Genomic DNA, 23,460 nt, shown 5'->3' on the forward strand with positions numbered 1-23,460 from the left:
GCCTACCCTTCCACCAGCCGGCCCGATGCCGGCTGTCCCGGCTCTTCCCGGTCGACATGTTTCACGTGAAACATCTTGATCGCCGTGTCGGGGAGCCAGCGGTTCTGCAAGGCACCCGGTTCAACGCTGGTAATAAATGCCTGGCACTGCATGGACTCCAGCAGCTCGCAGAAGCGCTGCTGGTACCTGCCGTCCAGCTCGGCAGGCAGGTCATCGATCAGATAGACGCAGTGCCTGACTGCCGTGCCAGGTGCTGAAATGCTTTCCAAAAGCCGGCCCTGGGCAAGCTTGAGCGCGCTTACCACCAGCTTTTGCTGGCCTCGGGAAAGCACTTCGATCGCCGGTTTTTTATGCATCCGGATACGCAGGTCCGCCCGCTGGGGGCCCTGCTGGGTAAAGCCCATCTGCGCGTCGGTAGCGCGCCCGGCGTGCAGCGCTTCCGCCAGCGGGCGCTTTCTATCCCACCCCCGGGCGTAGTGCAGGGTTAACCCCTCGAGGGGCATCAGCGCCTTGAGCGTCTCCTCGAAGACCGGCAAAAAGGCGCTGAACCATTCCTGGCGCAGCCGATCCACCGTTTCGCCGCGGCTAGCCAGCTCCTGCTCCCAAACGTCCAGCTGGGTGGCATCCAGCCTCCCTTCCATTCTACCACGCCTGAGAAGGGCATTCCGATGTTTCAGCGCCCGGCGGGCGCCCTTCCAGGCGGTCAAAAACTCATGTTTCACGTGAAACACTCCCCAGTCGAGAAACTCCCGCCGCCCCGATGGGGAGCCTTCCAGCAGGCGAAAGGCATCGGGGTTGATCAGCTGCAGCGGCAGCGCCTCGACCAGCTCGGCCAGGCGCGCGTGGCGCTCGCCGCGCAGGCGCAGCTCGAGTTCGCGCTCGCCCCGGATCCGGCGCACGCCCAGGGTAGTGCCGGCGGCGCCCTGCTCGCCGGCCAGGCGACCAAAGAGGGTGAATTCGCCGGCGTCGTGCTGGATGACGTTTTTCAGCTGGCGGGTGCGGAAGGAGCGCCCCATGCCCAGAATATGAATGCCTTCCAGCAGGCTGGTCTTGCCGCTGCCGTTGGCCCCGGTGATGACGTTGATCCCGGCGGCGGGCGCGAAGGACAGCGGCTGGAGGTTACGCAGCCCGTGGAAGTTCAGCTGTTCGATACTCATCCGGGCACCGCGGTGGCAGACAGAAGGAAACGGCGCACCGCGGCTGGCGATGCGCCGTTCGGGCAAGTGCCCTGTTCTCATGGAGTAAAACGTCCGGCAAGAAAGCGCTGAGCCCCTGCTCTCCCTGGTATGAAGCGGGCTTATCACCCTTGCCAGGTGGGGTCGGGCATGGCCGGGAAGCGCGGCGGGTGGGCCTCCATGTAGGCATGGCAGGCCCGCAGCACGCGGATATCGTCGTATTTACCGCCGGCCAGCTGAAAGCCCACCGGCATGCCGTTCGAGGTAAAGCCGCAGGGCACCGAGGCAGCCGGCTGCTGGCTCAGGTTGAACGGGTAGGAGAACGGCGCCCATTCTTCCCAGTCGCGCATACCGCTTCCCGGCGGCACTTCGTGATTGATCGCGAACGGCTCGATGGGCACTGACGGCGTCATCAGCAGGTGATAGGACTGGTTGAAGTGCTCGAGCTCCAGGGTCAGCCGCGCGCGGTCGGCCTGGGCGCGGAACAGGTCCACCGCGCTCCAGCCTTCGGCATGCCGGGCGTTGGCCAGCAGGCCGGGGTCCAGCTGCGCGCGCTGCTTTTCGTCGCACTGGCTCCAGAGCTCGAGCGAGGCGGTGAACCACAGCCGGCGGAAGATGTCGATCGGGGAGGCAAACCCCGGATCAATTTCAACGATCTCGGCGCCCAGCGCTTCGAGCCTTTCCGCCGCTTCGCGCACGCGCTCGGCAATCTGCGGGTCCACCTGGGCGTAGCCCAGATCCGCCGAGTAGGCGATGCGCAGGCCGCGCAGATCCGTGTTTAGATCCACGCCCCAGTCGTCGGGCTGGCCGCGCACGGCGTAGGGGTCGCTGAAGTCGTAGCGGCCGATGACGTTGAGCATGCGCGCGGCGTCGGGCACGTTGCGGGTCAGCGGGCCGATGTGGGAAAGCGTGGGTTCCTTGGCCGGCGGCCACTGGGGCGTCCAGCCGAAGGTGGGCTTGAAGCCGAAGACGCCGGTAAAGGCCGCGGGAATGCGGATGGAGCCGCCGGAATCCCCGCCCTGGTGCAGCACGCCCATGTTGAGCGCCGCCGCCGTTGCCGCCCCGCCGGAAGAGCCGCCGGGGGTCAGCCGGGTATCCCAGGGGTTGGCCGTGGCGCCGTAAACGCGGTTATCGGTGACCGCCTTCCAGCCGAACTCGGGGCTGTTGGTTTTCCCCAGCAGTACAGCACCCGCCTCGCGCAGCCTGCGCGCCGGCGGGGCGTCCTTTTCACAGAGGCTGTCCGGCACGGTCAGCGAGCCTTCCCGGGCGGGCATGCCGGCCACTTCGGTGAGATCCTTGAGCGACACCGGCACGCCGTCGACGGGGCCTGCGGGGTTGCCCTGGCCCCAGCGCCTGGCGGAGGCGTGGGCGGCGTGCCTGGCGCCTTCGTGGTCGACGTAAACGTAGGCGTTGACGCTGTCGTTGAAGCGCTCGATGCGCTCGAGCGCCGCCTCGGTGGCTTCAACGGGGGACGCCTTGCCGGCCTTGAACAGCGCGACCAGCTGGCCGGCGTCCATCATCCCCAGGTCCGTTTCGCTCATGTTGGGCCCCTCTTCGCAGGAAGATTCGTGGGAAGAAAAACATCGCTCTTTTCTATTACAGTCGCATTGGCATAATTACGTAAAGAGAATCGCCGCCGCCAGGCTCTTCCAGCAGCGCGCTGCTGTTGGGGTCGGCCAGGGTCATCTGCACGCGGTCTTCGCCGAGCACGCTCATCACGTCGATAAGGTAGCCGACGTTGAAGCCCATCTCCATGGCCGGGCCGTCGTACTCCACCGCGATGCTTTCCTCGGCCTCTTCCTGCTCGGGGTTGTTGGCCATCACCTTGAGGTTGCCGGCTTCGAGATACAGCCGCACGCCGCGGTATTTCTCGTTGGAGAGGATCGCCGTGCGCGACAGCACCTGGCGCAGCTCGGCGCGCTCGGCGAGCATCACCTTGTCGCCGCCGCGGGGTATCACCCGCTCGTAGTCGGGGAACTTGCCGTCGATTAGCTTCGAGGTGAAGGTGAAGTCGCCGGTGTGGGCGCGCACGTGGGTCGGCCCCAGGGTGAGGCTAACCGGCTCGTCGCTGTCGTCGAGCAGCCGGGAGAGCTCGAGAATGCCCTTGCGCGGCACGATCAGCTTCTGCGCCTCGTCGACGTTGACTTCAAGCTCCCGGGAGCACATGGCCAGCCGGTGGCCGTCGGTGGCCACGGCGCGCAGCAGTCCGCTCTGCATTTCCAGCAGCATGCCGTTCAAGTAGTAGCGCACGTCCTGCTGGGCCATGGCAAAGGCCGTGGCGTCCATCAGGCGCTTGAGCGTTCCCCGGGGGATGCTCAGCTCCTGGCTGGCCTCGGTGTCCTCGATGCCGGGAAACTCGGCGGCGGGCAGCGCGGCAAGCGTAAACCGCGAGCGGCCGCTGACCAGCAGCACGCGGCTGTCTTCCACGGACAGCTGAAGCTCGGCCTGCTCGGGCAGCGACTTGCAGATATCCATCAGCTTGCGCGCCGGTACGGTAATCGCCCCCGGCTGCTCCACGGCGCTGGCCACGGTGCGGCCGATGAGTTCGACCTCGAGGTCGCTACCGGTCAGGGCGACCTGGTCGCCGTCTATCTCTATCAGCACGTTGGAGAGCACCGGCAGCGTCTGGCGGCGCTCTACCACGCCTGCCACCAGCGTCAGCGGCCGCAGCAGCGCTTCTCGGGAAATGGAAAATTTCATCAAGGCTCCGGGTTTTGACTTGAGAATGTTGACTTGAGGGTGTCGGCTTGAAGGCTTGGCTTCTGGGCGCCGGGGCTCAGCTGGTCAGCAGACGCAGCAGATTTTTGTAATCCTCGCGGATATCGGCGCTTTCTTCCTGCAGCGCCTTCACCTTGCGGCAGGCGTGCAGCACCGTGGTGTGGTCGCGGCCGCCAAAGGCGTCGCCGATCTCGGGCAGGCTGTGATTGGTCAGCTCCTTGGCCAGCGCCATGGCGACCTGACGCGGGCGCGCCACCGAGCGCGAGCGCCGCTTGGAAAGCAGATCCGCCACCTTGATCTTGTAGTACTCGGCCACCGTTCGCTGGATGTTGTCCACCCCCACCTGCTTGTCCTGAAGGGCGAGCAGATCCTTGAGCGACTCGCGGATGAAGTCCTGAGTAATGGTCTTGCCCATGAAGTGCGAGTCGGCAATCACCTTTTTCAGCGCCCCTTCCAGCTCGCGGACGTTGGAGCGGATTTTCTGGGCGATGAAAAAGGCCGCATCGTGGGGCAGATCCACTTTGGCCTGATCGGCCTTCTTCATCAAGATCGCTACCCGGGTTTCCAGCTCCGGCGGCTCGATGGCTACCGTCAGCCCCCAGCCAAAGCGCGATTTCAGGCGCTCCTCGACGCCGCTGATTTCCTTGGGGTAGCGGTCCGAGGTGAGGATCATCTGCTGGCCGCCTTCCAGCAGGGCGTTGAAGGTATGGAAGAACTCTTCCTGGGAGCGCTCCTTGCCGGCGAAAAACTGGATGTCGTCGATCAGCAGGGCGTCGACGCTGCGGTAGAAACGCTTGAAGTCGTTGATGGCGTTGAGCTGCAGCGCCTTGACCATGTCGGCGACGAAGCGTTCGGAATGCAGGTACACCACCCGGGCGTTTTCCCGGCGCCCGGCCAGGGCGTTGCCCACCGCGTGCATCAGGTGGGTTTTACCCAGCCCCACTCCGCCGTACAAAAACAGCGGGTTATAGGCCCCGCCGGGGTTTTCCGATACCTGGCGCGAGGCGGCCCGGGCCAGCTGGTTGGACTTGCCCTCAACGAAGGTATCGAAGGTGAAGTTGGCGTTAAGCCCGCTGGTGTGCTTGAGGCTGCCTTCCACCTGCACCTGGCGCTCGCCCGGCGGACGCGGCGTTTCCTGGCTGAGGCCGTTGATTTCATGCCCGCCGCCCGCGCTGCTTCGGGGCGGCGAATGCGCCGCCGAGCCGGTGCTCGACGCCGGCGCGGCCGACACCGGGTTGCCCAGCTCCCGCGGCTGGGGAGCCGGGGCGGTAGCCGCGCGGCGGCTGCCCACGCTCAGGCTTACCCGGGGCGGTTTGGTCGGGGCGAGTTCGCGCATCAGCTCGCTGATCCGCTTGGCATACTTATCGCTCACCCAGTCGCGCACAAAGCGATTGGGGGCGAGCAGGAAAAGCTCGTTGGCCTCTCCCTGCTCGGCCTGCAGCGGGCGTATCCAGGTATTGAATTGCTGGGAGCTAAGCTCGTCTTGCAAATAATCCAGACACTGATGCCAAAGCGCGAGTGACACTCATCTCACCATCGTATTGAAAAAGGCCGGCCATTGTAGCGCCCAACGTCGCTGTTATCCACACGCGAAAGCGCGCCAAAATGCTTGTGGACAACTCTCTTGGCAAACGGCTGACATCTCGTCCACAGCCTGCGGGCAACCTGACCAAAACGCGAGTTATCCCTGGCGCTCCACCGCCTCCCCACAGCTTGCCGACCCCTTGCCCAGCGCTTTTCAACAGGTTTATTATTCTTCCAAAGCGCTGATTTATCTTTTAAAAAATAGCTTATCCACAAATATTATCCCCACCATTAATAACAACAGCAGTTAACTTATAATAATAGTAATTATTGCGTCGCCGGATCGTCGCGAAAAACGCCGGTACGCGCCGCTGCCCGACAGAATCCCTACGGAAAAATTGCACCCGGCTCGGGAAGGCTCTACAATTTGCGGTCTTTCTTTGGATATCCCCGTGCGGCGACTGCCGAACAGGGGCGTCCAGCATTAATGTTCCGTCCTAAAACCACGTGGGAATACGAGTTATGAAACGCACTTATCAACCCAGTGTTATCAAGCGCAAGCGCCTGCACGGCTTCCGTGCCCGCATGGCAACCAAAAGCGGCCGCGCGGTTATCGCCCGCCGTCGGGCCAAAGGCCGTAAGCGTCTGAGCGCCTGATCAAGACTTGGGTGTGTCCCCTCAAGGCTTTCCCCGGACGCTGCGTCTGCTAAGCGCCGGGGATTTCCGTTACGTTTTTGCCCAAGCCGATCTCAAGATCCACGCCAAAGGCATGCTGGTACTGGCACGCTTCAATCGCTGCGGCCATGCTCGGATCGGTTTGGTTGCGGGTAAAAAAAACGTCAAGCTTGCCGTAGAGCGCAACCGCTTCAAGCGCCTGGCGCGCGAGTCCTTTCGCCTGCGTCAGGAAAAGCTGCCCACGGTCGACGTGGTGCTACTGGCCCGGCGCGGCGTTGACGACATGGATAACGCCATGCTCCAGCGCCAGCTTCACGGGCTATGGAAGCGGCTCCAGCGCGACGCCTTGCGCCACGGCAACACAACGGCTCCGGCCAAGACATAACGTGACGCTTGATGCCACCACCTCAACGCTCGACCCCGGCCTGCCGTACGGCAGGCTTTCGTGTGTCATGGGTCGGGTAAAACAACACTGCGCCATTGCATGTTCACCACCCAGCGGGCAGAACCCTCATGGACGTTAAACGACTGATATTACTGATCCCATTGGCAGTACTGGCGTACCTGCTGGTGGTCCAATGGAATCAGGACTACGGGCAATCGGCCGAGCCTGCGCCGGCCGTTGAAAGTACCCAGCGCAGCGACGGCGCCCCGGCGGAAAAAGCCGATGAGGGCGGCCTGGACGTTCCCGACGCCTCGCCGTCAGCCGAAGGCGGCGGCGATGATCTCGCCGGCAGCGCCGATCCCGATGAGGATCAAAGCCGCAATACCATCACCGTCACCACCGACGTGCTCGACCTGCGCATCGACCCCCACGGCGGCGACATCGTCTACGCGGCCCTTCCGCAGCACAAGCGGACGCTGGACTCCGAGCGCAACTACGTGCTGCTCTCCGATAACAACGTGCGCAGCTACGTGGCGCGCTCGGGGCTGCAGCTTGACGGCGATTCCAGCCGCATCGCCTTCACCCCGGAAAAAACCGAATACCACCTGAACGACGGTCAGGACCAGCTCGACGTCGATCTCACCGCCGAGGTCAACGGCGTCGAGATCACCAAACGACTGAGCTTCGAGCGCGGCAACTACGCGGTCAACGTGCACTACCTGGTGGATAACCAGGGCGAGGCACCGGTCGACGCCCGCTTCATCGGCCAGCTGGTACGCGACGACAGCCCCGACCCCACCAGCGGCACCAAGATCGGCATGAAGTCGTTTCTGGGCGCGGCCTACTCCACGCCGGACAGCCGCTATGACAAGGTCGACTTCGACGATATTCAGGCGGGCAGCGTGGAAAACCGCGACGCCGAAGGCGGCTGGGTCGCGATGCTCCAGCACTACTTCGTCTCGGCCTGGGCGCCGCCGCAGAGCCAGCAGAATCTCTTCTACGCCACCACCGACTCCAAGGGTCGCAACGTAGCCGCCTTCGCCGGCCCCACCCAGGAAGTCGCGGCCAGCGAGCAGACCACCCTCGACGCCACGCTCTACATGGGGCCCAAGGTTCAGGACTACATGGAAGAGGTCGCGCCGAACCTGCGCCTGACCGTGGACTACGGCTGGCTGTGGTTTATCGCCAACCCGCTGTTCTGGCTGCTGGACAAGATCCACGACGTGATCGGTAACTGGGGCTGGTCCATTGTGCTGCTCACCGTGCTGGTGAAAGCCGCGCTGTTCCCGCTCTCGGCCAAGGCCTACCGCTCCATGGGGCGGATGCGCAAACTCGGGCCGGAAATGAAGCGCATCAAGGAACGCTTCGGCGACGACCGCCAGAAGATGTCCCAGGAAATGATGAAGTTCTACCAGAAGGAGAAGATCAATCCGCTGGGGGGCTGTCTGCCGATCGTGGTGCAGATGCCGGTCTTCATCGCCCTTTACTGGATGCTGCTGGAATCCGTTGAGCTGCGCCACGCGCCGTTCATGTTCTGGATCCAGGACCTGTCGATCAAGGATCCGTACTTCATCCTGCCGATTCTGATGGGCCTGTCGATGTTCGTTCAGCAGCAGCTGAACCCCACGCCGCCGGACCCCATGCAGGCGAAGATCATGAAGATGCTGCCGATCATCTTCACCTTCTTCTTCCTGTGGTTCCCCGCGGGCCTGGTGATCTACTGGGTGGTCAACAACTGCATTTCCATCACCCAGCAGTACTTCATCACGCGACAGATCGAAAACGACCCCAATATCGGCAAGGGCTAGACCTGACGTCTGATCACGCCCTTTGACGTACCGCCCAAACCCCCGCGCCCTGCGGGGGTTTGGCGTTCCGGCAGACGGCAACAGGGAGACCCCCATGGCCAACCACTTCTATACCCCGGATACCATTGCCGCCCTTGCCACCCCGCCCGGACGCGGCGGCGTGGGCATCATCCGCCTTTCCGGCCCCGCCAGTCAGGAAATGGCCGACGCCATCCTCGGCCGCTGCCCGGCCCCGCGCTACGCGCACTATGGGCCTTTCTACGGGGGCGCCTTTCACGGCGAGAGCGGCATCATCGACGAGGGCCTGGCGCTTTTCTTCCCCGGGCCGCACTCCTTCACCGGCGAAGACGTGCTCGAGCTTCACGGCCACGGCGGGCCTGTGATCATGGACCTGCTGCTTTCGCGCTGCGTGGCGCTGGGCGCGCGCCTGGCCCGGCCCGGCGAGTTTTCCGAGCGGGCGTTTCTCAACGACAAGCTCGATCTGGCCCAGGCCGAAGCCATTGCCGACTTGATCGACGCCACCTCGCGCTCGGCGGCGGAAAACGCCGTGCGCTCGCTCAAGGGCGAATTTTCCCAGCGCGTGGCCGGGCTGGTGGAGCGGCTGATCGAGCTTCGTATCTACGTCGAGGCGGCGATCGACTTTCCCGAAGAGGAGATCGACTTTCTCGGCGACGGCCGGGTCGCCGCCATGCTCAACGCCGTCATGGACGAGCTTGCCGCGGTACGCGCCGCCGCCGGCCAGGGCGCGCTGATGCGCGAGGGCATGAGCGTGGTGATCGCCGGGCGGCCCAACGCGGGCAAGTCCAGCCTGCTCAACGCGCTCACCGAGCAGGACACCGCCATCGTCACCGACATCGCCGGCACCACCCGGGACGTGCTCCGCGAGCATATCCACATCGACGGCATGCCGCTCCACGTGATCGACACCGCCGGGCTGCGCGACACCCCGGACGCCATCGAAAAAATCGGCGTGGCCCGGGCCTGGGAGGAGATCGAAACCGCCGACCGCGTGCTGCTGCTGGTCGACGCCGCCACCACCGACGCCACCGATCCGCATGACATCTGGCCCGAGTTTGTCGACCGCCTGCCGGATACCGGCCGTTTGACGCTGGTGCGCAACAAGATCGACACCAGCGAAGAAGACCCGGAAATCGACCTGTCCACCGCCCACCCCGTGGTGCGGCTGTCGGCCAAAACCGGAGCGGGTGTGGATAACCTCAAAGAGCACCTGAAGGCCATCATGGGCTTCAGCGCCACCACCGAGGGCCGCTTCTCCGCCCGCCGGCGCCACCTGGACGCACTCGACCGCGCCGCCGAGGCGTTGGACAACGGCCAGGGCCAGCTTTCCGGCTTTGGGGCCGGCGAGCTGCTCGCCGAAGACCTGCGCGACGCCCAGCAGGCGCTTGGCGAAATCACCGGCGAGTTCAGCGCCGACGACCTGCTCGGGGAGATCTTCGGCAGCTTTTGTATCGGCAAGTAGGCGAAGCATGAATTCCGCAACCCATCCTTCATCGTCTCCTCTGGCCTCAGCGCTCAAGAAGCTGCGCCGGCGGCCCGAGTCGCTCGTCGACGTGGCCGAGCAGGCGCTGGCGGCCCGGGTGCCCGCCTGGGAGGGCTACGCCGCCTGGGCGCCGGAGAAGGTCCGCGAGCACGCCAGAAGCCTGGTAGCGCAGGCCCGCTCAGGTAAGGCCTGCGGCCCCTGGTACGGGCTGCCGGTGTCAATCAAGGACAATATTGGCCTTGCCGGCTGGCCGCTGCGCGCCGGCTGCGCGGAGGCGCTACCCCCGGCCTGGCAGGGCGATGCCACGATCACTGCCCGGTGCCGGCGCCGCGGCGCGCTGTTCACCGGGCTTACCCGCAGCGTTCCGTTTGCCTTTACCAGCATCGGCGTCACCCTGGACGACGAGGGGCCGCGCAACCCCTGGGATACCGATCGCGTCTGCGGCGGCTCGTCGAGCGGCGCGGCGGTCAGCGTTGCCGAAGGCAGCGCCTGGCTGGCGCTGGGGTCGGACACCGCGGGGTCGATCCGGGTGCCGGCGGCGATGACCGGCGGGGTGGGGCTTAAGCTCACCGCCGGCCGCTGGCCGATGAAAGGCGTGGTGCCGCTCAGCCATAGCCTCGATAGCCTGGGCGTCATCACGGCAAGCGTCGCCGATCTCACGGCGGCTCTCGGCGCCTGCGGTGACCCCATGATACCGAAAGCGCCGCGGCCTCTAGCGGGGCTTAAACTGGGCGTGCTGGAAAGCGCGCCGCGAGTAAACGCCGAGGCGGGGATCGACGAAGCCCTGGCGTACGCCCTTCATGAGCTGGAGGCCGCCGGGGCCCAGTGCGTCGCGATCGACTTTCCCGAGGCGCGCGAGGCCGACGCGCTGTTTCGTTCGGGCGGGCTGGTTGCCGCCGAGCTGGAGACGTTTCTCGCGCTCAAGCTGCCGTCCTGGCGTCGGCAGATGGGGCCGCTGCTGGCCGAGTCCGTGGCCCAGGCGGGTGACCTTACGGCAGCCGACTACCGGCAGCGCCTGGCCGACTTTCAACGGCTGGGACAAAAAGCGGCGATGCGCTTTCACGAAACGGGTATCGATGCGCTAGTATTGCCGACCTCGCCGCTGCTGCCGCCGCGTCGAGACGCAGTCGCCAGGCCCTCGGCCTACGCCGAAGCCGACGCGCGAATTCTGCGCCACACGGCCTTCGTTAACTACCTGCGCTGGTGCGCCTTGAGTCTGCCGGTCGGCTTGGATAATGTGGGCTTGCCGATCGGGCTACAGCTCGCCATGCCCGGCTTTGCCGAGCCGCAGCTGCTGGCGGCGGCGGCCGCCATCGAACGCTGCCTGGGCAACCCCCGGGAGCGCCTGGGCCTGCCGCCGCGCCCCTGACAACAGCAACAACAACGCCCTGAGAGAGATCCCCGATGTCCTTTGGCCTATATTCCCTGCTGCCCCCTTTGCTGGCCATCGTGCTGGCCCTGGTGACCCGTAACGTCATTCCCGCGCTGTTCTGCGGGGTCTGGCTGGGCGCCACCATGCTCGCCGGCGGCAACCCCGCGGTCGGGCTCTACAACAGCTTCGGTGACTTCATCATTCCAAGCGTGGGCGACGAATGGAGCGCCACCGTGCTGATCTACTGCGGCCTGTTCGGGGTGCTGATCACGGTGCTGCAGCGAACCGGCGGCGCCCAGGCCATTGCCCGCTCGATCGCCTCCCGGGTGGCCTCGCCCCGGGGCGCCCAGGGCGCCACCCTGGGCTTCGGCGTACTGATCTTCTTCGAGGACTACTTCAATGCGCTGACGGTGGGTAGCGTGATGCGGCCCATTACTGACCGCATGCGTGTCTCCCGGGAAAAGCTGGCCTATATCGTCGACTCGACCTCGGCGCCGATGTGCCTGCTGGGGCCGGTCTCCACCTGGGTGGTGTTCGTCATGGGCCTGATCGGCACCCAGCTGACCCAGATGGACATGACCGGCTCGGAGTACCTGATCTATCTCTCGTCGATTCCGCTCAATTTCTACGCCTGGCTGGCGCTGCTGCTGATTCTGATCATCGTCGTGACCCAGCGGGACTTCGGCCCCATGGCCCAGGCCGAAAAGCGCGCCCGGGAAAGCGGCAAGCTGCTGGCAGACGATGCCCGGCCGCCCTCGGATCGCGAAGTCGCTGAAATGGCGGGCGTCGCCGAAGAGCACTCGCTCAAACGCAACATGCTAGTGCCCATCGCCGTTCTGGTGGGGCTCATCCCGGTGCTGTTTCTGTGGACCGGCAACGTCGCCGAAAACGGCCTGATCACCGCCATGGGCGAGGCCGACGGCGGCAAGTCGATTCTGATCGCCACCTTCCTCGCCGTCAGCGTTGCTCTGGGCATGGGCCTTTCGCAGCGGCTGTTTGATTTTCGCGAGGCGATGGAGCTGGTGGTGACCGGCATCAAGAGCATGACCCTGGTCTACATCATTCTGACGCTTGCCTGGTCAATCGGCAGCGTAACCGAGGCGCTGGGCACCGCCGACTACCTGGTCACGCTGGCCCAGGCCGGCGTCTCACCAAGCCTGATCCCCGTGCTGCTGTTTCTCATCGGCTCGCTTGTCGCCTTTACCACCGGCACCTCCTACGGCACCTTTGCCATCATGATCCCCATTGCCATGCCGGTAGCCATGGCGCTGGACATGCCGCTTTCGCTGGCCATCGCCGCGGTGCTCAGCGGCGGCATCTTCGGCGACCACTGCTCGCCGATCTCGGATACCACCATTCTCTCCTCGGCGGGGTCTTCCTGCGACCACATCGACCACGTCCGCACCCAGCTGCCCTACGCGCTAAGCGCGGGAACAGCGGGGATCGTGGCTTTCTTCGTCGCCGGGGCGACGGGTACCGCCTGGCTCGGCGGGCTCGCCGGCGTCGCTGCCCTGCTGGTCGTCATCAGCGGTCTGAGGCGCTTCTGGCGGTCAACGCCCGGCGCGTCAAAAAGCGCGGCATAAACGGCCTTTTAAGGGCAGGCATTGAAGGGCGGCGCGGCTAGGCCAGCGCCCGGGTGATGAAGTCGGCCATGGCCCGGGCGCTCGGCGACAGGCTGCGCCCGGCGAGGCGCAACAGGCCGATTTCCCGCTCGACCCGAGGCGCGCTCAGCGGCACAAACCGCAGCCGCTCGTACTCCTCGGGGAAGGCCAGCCTTGGCAGCGTGGTCACCCCGAGCCCCGCCACCAGCATCGCCGTCAGCGAGATCATGTTGGAAATGTAAAAGGTGTGGTGATCGGCAAGCGAGGCCGCGTCGGTGCCCTGAAACAGCCTTGAGGTGCCGTTGCCGATCAGACTCTCTTTCACACTCCCTTCCACGCTCCCTTCCACGAGCTCCCGCCAGTGCACGGCCTCCCGGCCGGCGAACGGATGATCATCCCGGCAGACCACGCCCAGGCTGTCGCGCATCAGCGGAGTAAAGTCGAGCGCGGCGTTTTCTTCCGCCAAACTCGTCAGCCCCAGATCCACTTCGCCGGCCAGCACCTGCTCGCGGACGAAGTCGGCGGTGCCGTCGTGCAGGCTGACCCGAACGCCCGGGTAGTCGGCGACAAAATCGGCTAGCAGCCGGGGCATCAGCCGGCTGGCCACCGACGGCACCGCGGCCATGTCCAGGTGCCCGGCCTGGCGGTCCACCTGGGCGCTGAGCTCGCGGCTCAGGCGGTCGTGCTGGGTCAAGAGCTCGCGAAAACGCGGCACGCAGTAGCGCCCGAAAGGCGTCAGCGTCGCCTGGTTGCCACGCTCAAAAAGCGCCTCGCCCAGGCGGCCTTCCAGCTCGCGGATGGCCATGGAAAGCGCCGGCTGGGTGCGGTGCACCTGGCGCGCCGCGGCGTGAAATCCGCCCTGGTCGACCACCGCCAGCACGTAGCGCAGCGGGGTTATCTTGAGTTCGGCCAGCATCGCGCACCTCCTGGAACCGTTGGTGCCGCCAATCAAGCGGCGAGCCTAGCCAGAGCTATCGCAGTTACCCCCGGTGAGCCGGCAACAGGTCTGCGAGGGGGCGCTATAAATCCATCCCTGGACGCTCCCTACGCCATCCCTGGCGTAGATCCCCCTCTTCGCCCTGTCCCCGGCTCCTCTGGATATAGCCAACGGCGATTGCCCTGCGAGCCCAACAAAGTAGTAAATAAAACTGATCAATCAGTATTTATTATTGATTATCTTTATACACGCGGCTCACCCAGACTGCCATCAGGGTCAGTTTTGGAGGAACCTATGACACAGGCACAATCCCGGTCTCATTCTCAGGTTCATGCGCTTTACCTCAACGGCCAGTGGGTCGAGGGCGAAAGCCGGATCGAGAACCGCAATCCGTCCGAGCTAAGCGACGTTATCGGCGACTACGCCCAGGCAAGCGTAGCGCAGATGAACGAAGCCGTCGCCGCGGCGAAGCAGGGGCAAAAGGAATGGGCCAAAACCGGCCTTGAGCACCGCTACGGCGTGCTGATGGCGATCGGCGACGAGCTCATTGCGCGCAAGGCCGAGCTGGGCGAGCAGCTTTCCCGGGAGGAAGGCAAACCACTGGCCGAAGGCGTGGGTGAGGTGCACCGTTCGGGGCAGTTTTTCCACTACTATGCCGCCGAGGTGCTGCGCCAGATCGACGAGCGCGTCGAGTCCGTGCGCCCGGGTGTGGAAGTGGACATCCGCCGCGAGCCGGTGGGCGTGGTGGGCATTATCAGCCCGTGGAATTTCCCCCTGGCCACCGCGGTATGGAAGATCGCCCCGGCGCTGGCCTTCGGCAACGCGGTGATTTTCAAGCCCGCCAACCTCGTGCCGGCAAGCGCCTGGGCGCTGGCCGAGATCATCAGCCGCCAGGACATGCCCGCCGGTACCTTCAACCTGGTCATGGGCCCGGGAAGCTCGGTGGGCGACGCGCTGATTTCCCATCCGGACATCCACGCGCTGAGCTTTACCGGCTCGCTGGACGTGGGCCGCCGGGTGGCCGCCGCTACCGCCGCCAACCTGGTCAAGTGCCAGCTGGAGATGGGCTCCAAGAACGCCCTGATCGTCGCCGACGACGCCGATCTCGACCTGGCCGTGGAGGCCGCCTTCGCCGGCGCCTACTCGGGCACCGGGCAGAAATGCACCGCCTCGTCCCGGCTGATCGTCACCGAGAAGGTCCACGACGCCTTCGTCGCGAAGCTGACGCATAAGCTCGAGCAGGCCAACGTCGGCCACGCTCTGGCAAACGGCGTGAACGTCGGACCCTTGGCCAGCCAGAGCCAGCTCGATTCGAACCTCGAGTGGGTCGAGCGCGCGCAGAAAGACGGCGCCAAGCTCGCCTTCGGCGGCGAGCGCCTTGAGCGCGAACACGACGGCTACTACATGGCCCCGACGCTCCTTGTCGACACCGCCAACGACATGGCCGTCAACCGCGAGGAAGTCTTCGGCCCCGTCGCCTGCGTGATCAAGGTGGCCGGCGCCGAGGAGGCCATCGAGGTGCTCAACGACACCCAGTACGGCCTGACCGCAGGCATCATCACCGATTCGCTGGCGCTTGCCACCGAGTTCAAGGCCCGGGCCGAGACCGGCTGCGTGATGGTCAACCTGGCCACCGCCGGCACCGACTACCACGTGCCCTTCGGCGGGCGCAAGAACTCGAGCTTCGGCCCCCGCGAGCAGGGGCGCTACGCCCGGGAGTTCTACACCGTGGTCAAGACCAGCTATGTCAAAGCCAACTGAGTCAAGGCTAACTGAGTCAAAGCATAAGGAGGCCGAGATGGCACAGGACATGCTGATCGTCGACGGTCTGCAGTATTCCAACTGGTCCCGCGAGATATTCAAGCAGATGCGCGAGGGCGGCGTCGACGCGGTGCACGCCACGCTTGTCTACCATGAAACCATCCGCGAGACGCTCTCGCGGATGGGCGAGTGGAACCGCCGCTTCGAAGCGCACAGTGATCTGATCATGCCGGTGCGCGAGCCGGCGGATATTCACCGCGCCCGGCAGCAGGGCCGGGTGGGTATTTTCCTCGGCGCCCAGAACTGCTCGCCCATCGAGGACGACATCGACATGGTCGAGGTCATGCGCGACCTGGGCCTTCTGATCATGCAGCTGACCTACAACAACCAGAGCCTGCTGGCCTGCGGCTGCTACGAGGCCGAGGACAGCGGCATCACCCGCTTCGGCCGCCAGGTGATCCGCGAAATGAACCGGGTAGGGATGGTCATCGACATGTCCCACAGCGCCGAGCGCTCGACCCTTGAGGCCATCGAGCTCTCCAGCCGCCCGGTGATCATTTCCCACGCCAACCCGGCGGCCTGGCAGCCGGCCAAACGCAACAAGTCGGACAAGGTGCTCGGGGCCATCGCCGAGAGCAACGGCCTGCTGGGCTTTTCGGCCTACCCCTTCCACCTGAAGAACGGCCCCGACTGCACGCTTGCCGAGTACTGCGCAATGATCGCCCGTACCGCGGACATGATCGGCGTGGAGCACCTGGGGATCGGCACCGACCTGTGCCAGAACCAGCCCACCTCGGTGCTCGAATGGATGCGCAACGGCCGCTGGTCGAAGGACATGGACTACGGCGAAGGCAGCGCGGCCAACGCCGGCTGGCCCGATCCGCTGCCCTGGCTGCGCGATAACCGCGACTTTCCCAACCTGGTCGCCGGGCTGCGCGAGGTCGGCTTCAGCGAAAGCGAGGTCGCCGGCATCATGGGGCAGAACTGGGTGGCGCTTTTGGAGCGAACCACCGCGCCGCAGCCTGCGTTAACCCGAGTGGCCTGACGGCGCGGCCCCGGACGTTTCGGGAGGTGTGAGATGATGGAACGTATTTCCCCGCGCGAAGAAAGCCTGCGCCTGCGCGCGCCGGAGCGGGTGATGGATCTGGAGCGCCTGGGAAGCCTGCACCCCGGCCGGCTGAGCTTTTCGCGCAGCCTGATACGCCAGATGGCCCGCCAGCGCTGGCAGGTCAGCGCCGCCCGCTTCGATCTCGACGACAGCGGCCACGGCACGGTTATTTACCGGCTGCAGACGCCCTGCGGGCGCTACCACGGGGTGATCTTCTCCCAGCCGCTGGACGACGACGCGCGCACCGACCGGGTGATCGCAGAGGCCTGGGACGTGACCTTCGGCGTGGTCGAGGGCGAGGTCGACGATGCCCTGCTCGAGCAGATGGCCGCCAACGTGCCGCTCCAGGAAGCCGGGCGCCAGCACCCGCGCCTGCTGGTGCTGTCCCGAGCCAACCGCAGCCTGCGCAACTTCACCGCGTTTCGCCAGGCGCTCGCCGACGGCCGCCAGCCCGACCCTGCCTGGCTGACCCAGGCGGGCTACCTTTACCGCACCACCGCGGTGTACGGCAACGGCAAGTTCGGCATCGCCGACTTCGGCCGGCTCAAGGGCAACCCCGACTTCCAGCGGCCCTTCTCGGCGCAGATGCTGGCGGTCTATCTGCTGCGTCACTTTTCCATCCAGCAGGTCGAACACATTGCCCGCCGGCAGGCGCCGGCCACCGCCGTGGATCTCGCGACCCCGATAAAGCGCTATCTGGGCATCGGCAACTCCACCGGGCTTGGCATGGCGCCGTTTCTGATCAATCACCCGCAGCTCATCGAGCGGTGGATCCAAAGCCGCGAGCAGGCGCTGGCCCAGATCCACGCCCAGACGCCGGACGAAGCCCAGCGCGAGCGGCTGCTGGCGCTTCTTGACCGCGCCCGCTGCCACCTGGGGCAGACCGTTACCGCCGATACCGAGCAGGGCAAGCGCAACGCCGCAACGGTTGCGGAGCTTCCGGAAGTGCGCGCCTGGCTTGAGCAGGTGCCGCTCGGCGGCGAACTCTGGCAGGAGCTGACCGAATGGAGCTATCGCGCCCTGTCGCTGGAAACCCAGGAGCTGATCAACACCCTGCTGATGGAGCTTTACCCGGCCATTGTCGAGCCGTTCGAAAACCGCATGGGCGTGGACGAGCACCTGGAACTGACCCCGGAAATGCCGCTGGTGCGCCTGAAGCAGCTTATCGAGACCCGCTACGACTGGGCGCTGGCCTACGACTTTGACGACCCTGACAACCGTTACTGGTTCTGGTATCGCTCGATCGAAAAGGAAGAGCCGCGCCTGGGCGTGCGCGGCCAGGAGCCCGGCGCCGACCGCGAGCTCAAGCTGGCCATCGCCCCTCGGGTCGCCGATACCCACCGCGCCGTGGCCGACTACCTGAGCCGTCATCCGCGCGCCACCGTGGTGGATTTCCTGATTGAGCACTCCCACTACAAGGACATCGTGCGCCGCATTCAGGCCATGGCGGAAACGCCTTTCGGCGAGATCCGCGCCAACCTCTGGGCGAAGGGCATGAAGCCCATGCACCTGCTGCGCACCAAGCTTTCGTTCTTCGGCGCCAGCCGTTTTGATCCCAAGTCGGACCGCTGGGTGCGCATTACGCTGTTTCAGGGCGCGCCGCTGGTCGAGGAGCTCAACGCCGAACCCGACGACCTGGGCGATTTCGACGACTGGGGCTTCCCCCTGGAGCCTGCCCTGGCCGCAGCGCCGGATAACACCGACGCCACCCGCACCGCGACCGCCACAGGAGTCGCGCCATGAAGGTCTCCTACAACGAACTGCAGGGGCTCTGCCGCAAGGCGTTTCTGGGCATGGGCTTTGCCGACGGCGACGCCAGCGACGCCGCCGACATGGTGGCGTGGATGCAGCTTCACGAGCTCGACGGGCTGGACGCGCTTAACCGGGGCCTTGACTACCTGCTGGCCGAACAGCACGAAGAAGAGCGCGCGCCGCTAATACTCTACGCCGACGATGACCTGGCGGTACTCGATAGCCAGGGCCACAGCGTCTTGCGCAGCTCAAGCCTGGCGCTTGAGCTGGGGTTCGCCAAGACCCGAGCCCGCGGGCTTGCGGTGATCAAGATCCGCCGCTGCCACAACCGCCAGCTGATCATGGGCTATCTGGCCCGGATCGCCGGGCGCGGCATGAACGTCACCGCGTTCTGGCGCAACGGCCAGCGCCCGCTCATCGAGCAGGCGGTCGGCTTTCGCGCGGGCAGCACGGTACCCGAGATCCGCGTTTACGCGGTGAACCAGGTGCCCGAAGAAAACGAGCCCAACGACGGCGTTACCCTGGTGTTTGCCAACCACGTCGAGCTTCTGCCCGCGATGCGCACGACGTACGGCTACGAGCTTTTGGCCTGCCACGAGGAGTCGGCGCTGCTCGCCAGCCGCGAACGCGCCATGCTCGACGGCATCAGCATCGACGACGCCGTATGGGCGAAGCTCAAACATCAGGCCGCGCGGATGCTGGTCGAGTCCACCGACGCCTCGCGCAGCGGCGCCGGGCCCGGCACCACCGACAACGATTGAGCTACAGCAGCGGTTCCAGCGGCAGCAGCGAGAATATCTTCACCCAGAAGCGTTTGAAGAATCCGGTCTCCGGTTCGCGGTGATGGGTGACCGGCTCGCCGTCGCGGGTTTCTTGCCAGCGCAGCTCGCCGTCTTCCAGCATGACCTGATAGGCGTTTTGGGGCACTTCGTTGTCAAAGGCGCTTTCCATGTCGGCGGCCAGTTCGGGGCTTTCGATCAAAAAGCCGATCTCGGTGTTGAGGTGGGTCGAGCGCGGGTCGAAGTTGAGCGAGCCGATGAACAGCACCTCGCCGTCCACGGCAAAGGTCTTGGCGTGCAGGCTTGAGGCGGCGCTGCTCATCACCCCGGCCCGGGGCTGCTTGCCGCCGCCGGTGGCCGCGCGCCGGGTTTCAAAGAGCGTGACGCCGGCGTCGAGCAGGGCTCGGCGGTATTTGGCGTAGCCCGAGTGCACCAGCGCCACGTCGTTGGCCGCCAGGGAGTTGGTCAGCACCGTGACGTCGACGCCCCGGGCTTCCAGCTCGGCAAAGAGGTCCACGCCCGCGTCACCGGGGATGAAATACGGCGATACCAGGGTGACCGAGGAGCGGGGATCATCCAGCGCCGCGGCGAGCTGGCGGCTCATCAGACGGTCCTTGTGGACATCGCCAAGCACTTTTTCGGGATCGTCGCTGATAACGTCCACCTGGGCCCAGGTCATTTCCAGCGACTCGTCCAGCAGCCGCTCCAGGAAGTCGGACTGTTCCAGGGCGTCGCGGTAGCGCCCGGCGTTGTCGCTGGGTTCGAGCAGCTCATCGAGAACCGCTTCGGGGTCCTGCACCTCGGGCAGCAGCTTTTTCACCGGATAGGCCGGGGCGCTGGCCCAGTAGCGGTCAAACTCCTGGTTGACCTCCCGGGCGGCAGGGCCGAGGGCGAGGACGTCAAGGTCGGCGAAGCGGCTTTGGGGGTTGGCGCCGAAATACTCATCGGCCACGTTGCGCCCGCCGATGATGGTGGCCTGGCCGTCGACGGTGAACGATTTGCTGTGCATGCGGCGGTTGAGCCGGGGAAAATCCCACAGATAGCCCAGCCACTTGGGCGTGCGTATGGGAAAGGGATTGAACAGCCTGATTTCAATATTGCGATGGGCGTCCAGCGCGGCAAGCGACTCGTCCAGCCCGGCAATGCCGTTGTCGTCCAGCAGCAGGCGCACGCGCACGCCGCGCTCGGCGGCGTCGTGCAGGGTGCGAAACAGCAGCCGGCCGATGGTGTCGTCGGCCCAGATGTAATACTGCACGTCGAGGGTCTTGTCGGCGCCTTCGGCGAGCAGCGCTCGGGCGCTGAAGGCATTCAGCGGCTCGGCCAGCGGGTAGACGCCGCTGACGCCCTCGGGGCGATCGGCCAGGCGCTGGCTCAGGGCGCGGCCAAGGCGGGTGTCCGCGGCCTGCTGGACAGAAAGCAGCTGGCTTGCCGGCCGCGGGCCCGGCGGCGGCAGCGCACAGCCGCCAAGCAACATGACCGCGGCAAGCAGGGCGCTCAGGCGAAATATAACGGGGGAAGAAAAAATCACGGCGGTATTCCGGAAACGGCGGTAAGAAGCGTCGGGCGCCCGGATAGAAAAAAGCCCGCCATCCTGAGGTATGGCGGGCTTTGGCTCACAGGCGGGCGCCGATTATAGCATTAGCGGCGCTGCCCCTGCTGGCGCTGGCCGCCACCGCGGTTGCCGGCCTGATCGGTGGGCGTGAGGGTGATTTCCACGCGGCGGTTCTGGGCGCGGCCGGCATCGCTATTGTTGCTGGCCACCGGCTGGTTTTCGCCGTAGCCCGTGGTATTGAGGCGCGAGGAAGATACCCCGCTCTGGCTCAGGTAGTTACCCACGGACTGCGCCCGGCGCTCGGACAGGCGCTGGTTATAGCTGGCTTCCCCGGTGCTGTCGGTATGCCCGGCGATGTTGACGCGGGTATCGGTGTATTCACGCAGCACGTTGGAGACTTCGTTCAGCGCGTTTTGCGCATCCGACGTCAGCTGGGAGGAGTCAAAGTCGAACGTCACGTTGCTGGGCATGTTGAGCACGATGTCGTCGCCCTGACGGTCAACTTCGATACGCGAGCCCTGCAGGCCTTCGCGCAGCTGGCTTTCCTGGCGGTCCATGTAGGCGCCCACGCCGGCACCGGCGGCGGCGCCCACGGCGGCGCCGATCAGCGCGCGGTCGCGGCGGCTGGTGCTGCCGCTACCGGACAGCGCACCGGCAGCCGCCCCCACGGCTGCGCCAATGCCCGACCCTTTGGCCGTGGTTGAGACACCGGCGCCCCTCTGGCCGTTATAGCCGCCCTGGCCGGCACAGCCGGCCAGCAGGATCGCGGCCGCCAGGGGTACCATTACTCGAGTCATGCGCATCGTTTTTCTCCTTCAGGGTCATGTCACAGAAATTACGGCTCAGTCGCTGCTGATATCAGCCAAGAGTTCGTTCAAGAATAATAAACCTTGGGGCGTAGGTTGCAGTTTTTCTGACGTTTCCTGCAAAAGTCCTTTTTTGACGCTGCCTTGCACACGTTCGTGCAGCGCGGCGGAAGGCTGGCCGGTATGGGCCTGCCAGAGCCTGGCCTCCACGCCGTCGGTCAGCCGCAGGGCGTTCATGCAGAACTCAAGCGGCAGCTCTTCCGCGGTAACCTCGCGCTTGCCTGCGACAAACCCTCGCATATCGTGGCGGCGCTGCAAATAGGCCTCGGGCTGGCGGGTTTTCCAGCGTCGCTCGACGGTCCACTGCCCGTTTTCGTCCACGTGGCTGAGCTTGCCGTGGGCGCCGGCGCCGATGCCCAAATAGTCGCCGAACCGCCAGTAGTTGAGATTGTGCCGGCTATGCTGCCCCGGGCGAGCGTAGGCGGATATTTCGTAGCGCTTAAGCCCCGCCTGGAGCAGGCGCTCGTGGCCCAGGTCCTGGATATCCCAGAGGGTTTCTTCCTCGGGCAGCGTCGGCGGCCGGGCGTGAAACGCGGTGTTGGGCTCAAGGGTCAGCTGGTACCAGGAAAGGTGCTCGGGCGCCAGCGCCAGGGCCTGTTCCAGGTCGTCAAGCGCCAGCGCCGGCGTCTGGCCCGGCAAGCCGTGCATGATGTCGATATTGAGGTTATCAAATCCGGCAGCCCGGGCCTGGGTCACGGCCCGCACCGCCTCTTCGCCGCCGTGAATACGCCCCAGCGCCTCGAGCTGGGCCTGTTGAAAGCTCTGCACGCCCAGCGACAGCCGGTTGATACCGGCATCCCGGTAGCCGCTGAAGCGCTGCTGCTCGGTGGTGCCGGGATTGGCTTCCATGGTGATTTCGATATCCGCCGCAAACCCCAGGCGCTGCCGGATTTCTGCCAGCAGGGTGCGATAAAACGCCGGCGACAGCAGGCTCGGCGTGCCGCCGCCGATGAAGATGGCGACGAGCTCGCGGCCCCGGGCAAGGGCCAGATCCTGGTCGAGATCGTCCAGCAGCGCCTGCAGGTAGGCGCTTTCCGGCAGCGCGTCGCGGCCGGATTCGTGGGAGTTGAAGTCGCAGTAGGGGCACTTGCGCACGCACCAGGGCGTGTGGATATAAAGCGACAGCGGCGGCAGTGTCGTCATGGCGCTGTGTTTCACGAGACCTCTTTGGCGGACGGCGCCTCGCCGTGCACGGCCTTGAGCTCTTCTACCAGGGTGTCGAGGGCGCGGCCACGGTGGCTGAGGCGGTTTTTTTCCTCGGCGGGCAGCTCGGCGACGCTCATGGCCGGCCCCGGCAGCCAGAACAGCGGGTCGTAGCCGAAGCCGCCTTCGCCCCGGGGGTGGGCCAGCACGTCGCCTTCCCAGCTGCGCTGGACGATGACCGGCACCGGATCAAAGGCATGGCGCAGATACACCAGCACGCACCAGTAGCGGCCGGTGCGCTGGCCTTCGGGGCAGTCGGCAAGGGCTTCGAGCAGCCGGGCGTTGTTGCGCGCGTCGCTTTTGGGCTCGCCGGCGAAGCGGGCGGAGTAGATCCCCGGCTGGCCGTTCAGGGCGTCGACTTCCAGCCCCGAATCGTCGGCCAGCGCCGGCAGGCCGCTGATCCGGCTGGCCTGGCGGGCCTTGAGCAGCGCGTTTTCCACAAAGGTCAGCCCGGTTTCCTCGACGTCGGGGACGCTGAAATCCGCCTGGGGGCGAACGTCCATCCCCAGCGGGCGAAGAATCTGGTTGAACTCCTTGAGCTTTCCGGCATTGCCGCTGGCGAGCACAAGGGTGCGTGTTGCGGTCATGGTGGTGATCTCCTTGGCAGTCGCTCAGTGTACGCCGGGCGGCACCCGGCGTACAAAGCCTATTGGCCCCATAAAAAAGCCGCCCGGAAAGGCGGCTTATCGCAGAATAGAAGGCACGGCGCCGTCATCGGGTTAATACCGAGGATAACGCCGACC

At 65.6% G+C, this 23,460-nt stretch carries 19 protein-coding genes; 10 read left to right on the plus strand and 9 right to left on the minus strand.

Features of this window, described 5'->3' with window-relative positions:
* Positions 1–2: 2 nt before the first annotated feature.
* The 4 genes from recF to dnaA all read right to left on the minus strand — a co-directional run bounded on the left by recF (position 3) and on the right by dnaA (position 5,418).
* Positions 3–1,157, minus strand: a complete 1,155-nt coding sequence (recF, locus tag ACZ46Y_RS13755; RefSeq protein WP_311954816.1) for a DNA replication/repair protein RecF — start codon at positions 1,155–1,157, stop codon at positions 3–5.
* Between the two features lie 143 nt (positions 1,158–1,300).
* Positions 1,301–2,716 carry an amidase gene (locus tag ACZ46Y_RS13760; protein WP_311954815.1) on the minus strand — a complete coding sequence of 472 codons (1,416 nt, stop codon included), beginning with the start codon at positions 2,714–2,716 and terminating at the stop codon, positions 1,301–1,303.
* Between the two features lie 55 nt (positions 2,717–2,771).
* Positions 2,772–3,875 carry a DNA polymerase III subunit beta gene (gene dnaN, locus ACZ46Y_RS13765; protein ID WP_311954814.1) on the minus strand — a complete coding sequence of 368 codons (1,104 nt, stop codon included), beginning with the start codon at positions 3,873–3,875 and terminating at the stop codon, positions 2,772–2,774.
* A gap of 76 nt (positions 3,876–3,951) precedes the next feature.
* Complete coding sequence (gene dnaA, locus ACZ46Y_RS13770) at positions 3,952–5,418, minus strand: chromosomal replication initiator protein DnaA (protein WP_311954813.1); 1,467 nt, start codon at positions 5,416–5,418, stop codon at positions 3,952–3,954.
* A gap of 521 nt (positions 5,419–5,939) precedes the next feature.
* Between dnaA and rpmH the strand changes: the two genes are divergently transcribed.
* The 6 genes from rpmH to ACZ46Y_RS13800 all read left to right on the plus strand — a co-directional run bounded on the left by rpmH (position 5,940) and on the right by ACZ46Y_RS13800 (position 12,741).
* Complete coding sequence (gene rpmH, locus ACZ46Y_RS13775; protein WP_311954812.1) at positions 5,940–6,074, plus strand: 50S ribosomal protein L34; 135 nt, start codon at positions 5,940–5,942, stop codon at positions 6,072–6,074.
* Between the two features lie 13 nt (positions 6,075–6,087).
* Positions 6,088–6,477 carry a ribonuclease P protein component gene (gene rnpA / locus ACZ46Y_RS13780; RefSeq protein WP_311954811.1) on the plus strand — a complete coding sequence of 130 codons (390 nt, stop codon included), beginning with the start codon at positions 6,088–6,090 and terminating at the stop codon, positions 6,475–6,477.
* Positions 6,478–6,605: 128 nt separating this feature from the next.
* Complete coding sequence (gene yidC, locus ACZ46Y_RS13785) at positions 6,606–8,285, plus strand: membrane protein insertase YidC (protein ID WP_311954810.1); 1,680 nt, start codon at positions 6,606–6,608, stop codon at positions 8,283–8,285.
* A gap of 94 nt (positions 8,286–8,379) precedes the next feature.
* Positions 8,380–9,765 carry a tRNA uridine-5-carboxymethylaminomethyl(34) synthesis GTPase MnmE gene (mnmE, locus tag ACZ46Y_RS13790; protein ID WP_311954809.1) on the plus strand — a complete coding sequence of 462 codons (1,386 nt, stop codon included), beginning with the start codon at positions 8,380–8,382 and terminating at the stop codon, positions 9,763–9,765.
* Positions 9,766–9,772: 7 nt separating this feature from the next.
* Complete coding sequence (locus ACZ46Y_RS13795; protein WP_311954808.1) at positions 9,773–11,155, plus strand: amidase; 1,383 nt, start codon at positions 9,773–9,775, stop codon at positions 11,153–11,155.
* Positions 11,156–11,190: 35 nt separating this feature from the next.
* The gene (locus tag ACZ46Y_RS13800) at positions 11,191–12,741 is read left to right on the plus strand and encodes a Na+/H+ antiporter NhaC family protein (RefSeq protein WP_311954807.1); all 1,551 of its coding nucleotides are present in this window, start codon (positions 11,191–11,193) and stop codon (positions 12,739–12,741) included.
* 37 nt (positions 12,742–12,778) lie between these two features.
* On the opposite strand, the gene ACZ46Y_RS13805 is transcribed toward ACZ46Y_RS13800, so the two are convergent.
* A complete protein-coding gene (locus ACZ46Y_RS13805) occupies positions 12,779–13,675 on the minus strand; it encodes a LysR family transcriptional regulator (protein ID WP_311954806.1) in 897 nt (298 codons plus the stop codon).
* A 315-nt stretch (positions 13,676–13,990) separates the two neighbouring features.
* Here ACZ46Y_RS13805 and ACZ46Y_RS13810 point away from each other — a divergent pair, with 315 nt between their 5' ends.
* Genes ACZ46Y_RS13810 through ACZ46Y_RS13825 form a run of 4 tightly spaced genes read left to right on the plus strand, consistent with a single transcriptional unit; the run spans position 13,991 to position 19,078 of the window.
* Positions 13,991–15,457, plus strand: coding sequence for an aldehyde dehydrogenase family protein (locus ACZ46Y_RS13810; protein WP_311954805.1), 1,467 nt, complete (start codon positions 13,991–13,993; stop codon positions 15,455–15,457).
* A 37-nt stretch (positions 15,458–15,494) separates the two neighbouring features.
* A complete protein-coding gene (locus ACZ46Y_RS13815) occupies positions 15,495–16,502 on the plus strand; it encodes a dipeptidase (RefSeq protein WP_311954804.1) in 1,008 nt (335 codons plus the stop codon).
* 33 nt (positions 16,503–16,535) lie between these two features.
* Positions 16,536–18,308 (plus strand): hypothetical protein, encoded by a 1,773-nt coding sequence (locus ACZ46Y_RS13820; protein ID WP_311954803.1) that lies wholly within the window; start codon positions 16,536–16,538, stop codon positions 18,306–18,308.
* Positions 18,305–19,078 carry a DUF3726 domain-containing protein gene (locus ACZ46Y_RS13825; protein ID WP_311954802.1) on the plus strand — a complete coding sequence of 258 codons (774 nt, stop codon included), beginning with the start codon at positions 18,305–18,307 and terminating at the stop codon, positions 19,076–19,078. Before ACZ46Y_RS13820 ends, ACZ46Y_RS13825 begins: the two co-directional genes overlap by 4 nt.
* Before the next feature lies 1 nt (position 19,079).
* Here the strand turns inward: ACZ46Y_RS13825 and ACZ46Y_RS13830 are convergent, their stop codons facing one another.
* The 4 genes from ACZ46Y_RS13830 to rdgB form a co-directional block, all read right to left on the minus strand.
* Positions 19,080–20,624 (minus strand): phospholipase D family protein, encoded by a 1,545-nt coding sequence (locus ACZ46Y_RS13830; RefSeq protein ID WP_311954801.1) that lies wholly within the window; start codon positions 20,622–20,624, stop codon positions 19,080–19,082.
* Between the two features lie 110 nt (positions 20,625–20,734).
* Positions 20,735–21,451 (minus strand): YiaD family glycine zipper/OmpA-like lipoprotein, encoded by a 717-nt coding sequence (locus tag ACZ46Y_RS13835; protein WP_311954800.1) that lies wholly within the window; start codon positions 21,449–21,451, stop codon positions 20,735–20,737.
* Positions 21,452–21,490: 39 nt separating this feature from the next.
* Entirely contained in the window at positions 21,491–22,657 is a 1,167-nt protein-coding gene (hemW, locus tag ACZ46Y_RS13840; protein ID WP_311954825.1) for a radical SAM family heme chaperone HemW, read from the minus strand.
* Between the two features lie 11 nt (positions 22,658–22,668).
* Complete coding sequence (rdgB, locus tag ACZ46Y_RS13845) at positions 22,669–23,304, minus strand: RdgB/HAM1 family non-canonical purine NTP pyrophosphatase (RefSeq protein ID WP_311954799.1); 636 nt, start codon at positions 23,302–23,304, stop codon at positions 22,669–22,671.
* Between the last annotated feature and the right edge of the window lie 156 nt (positions 23,305–23,460).

It is taken from the genome of Halomonas garicola, from assembly GCF_055382465.1.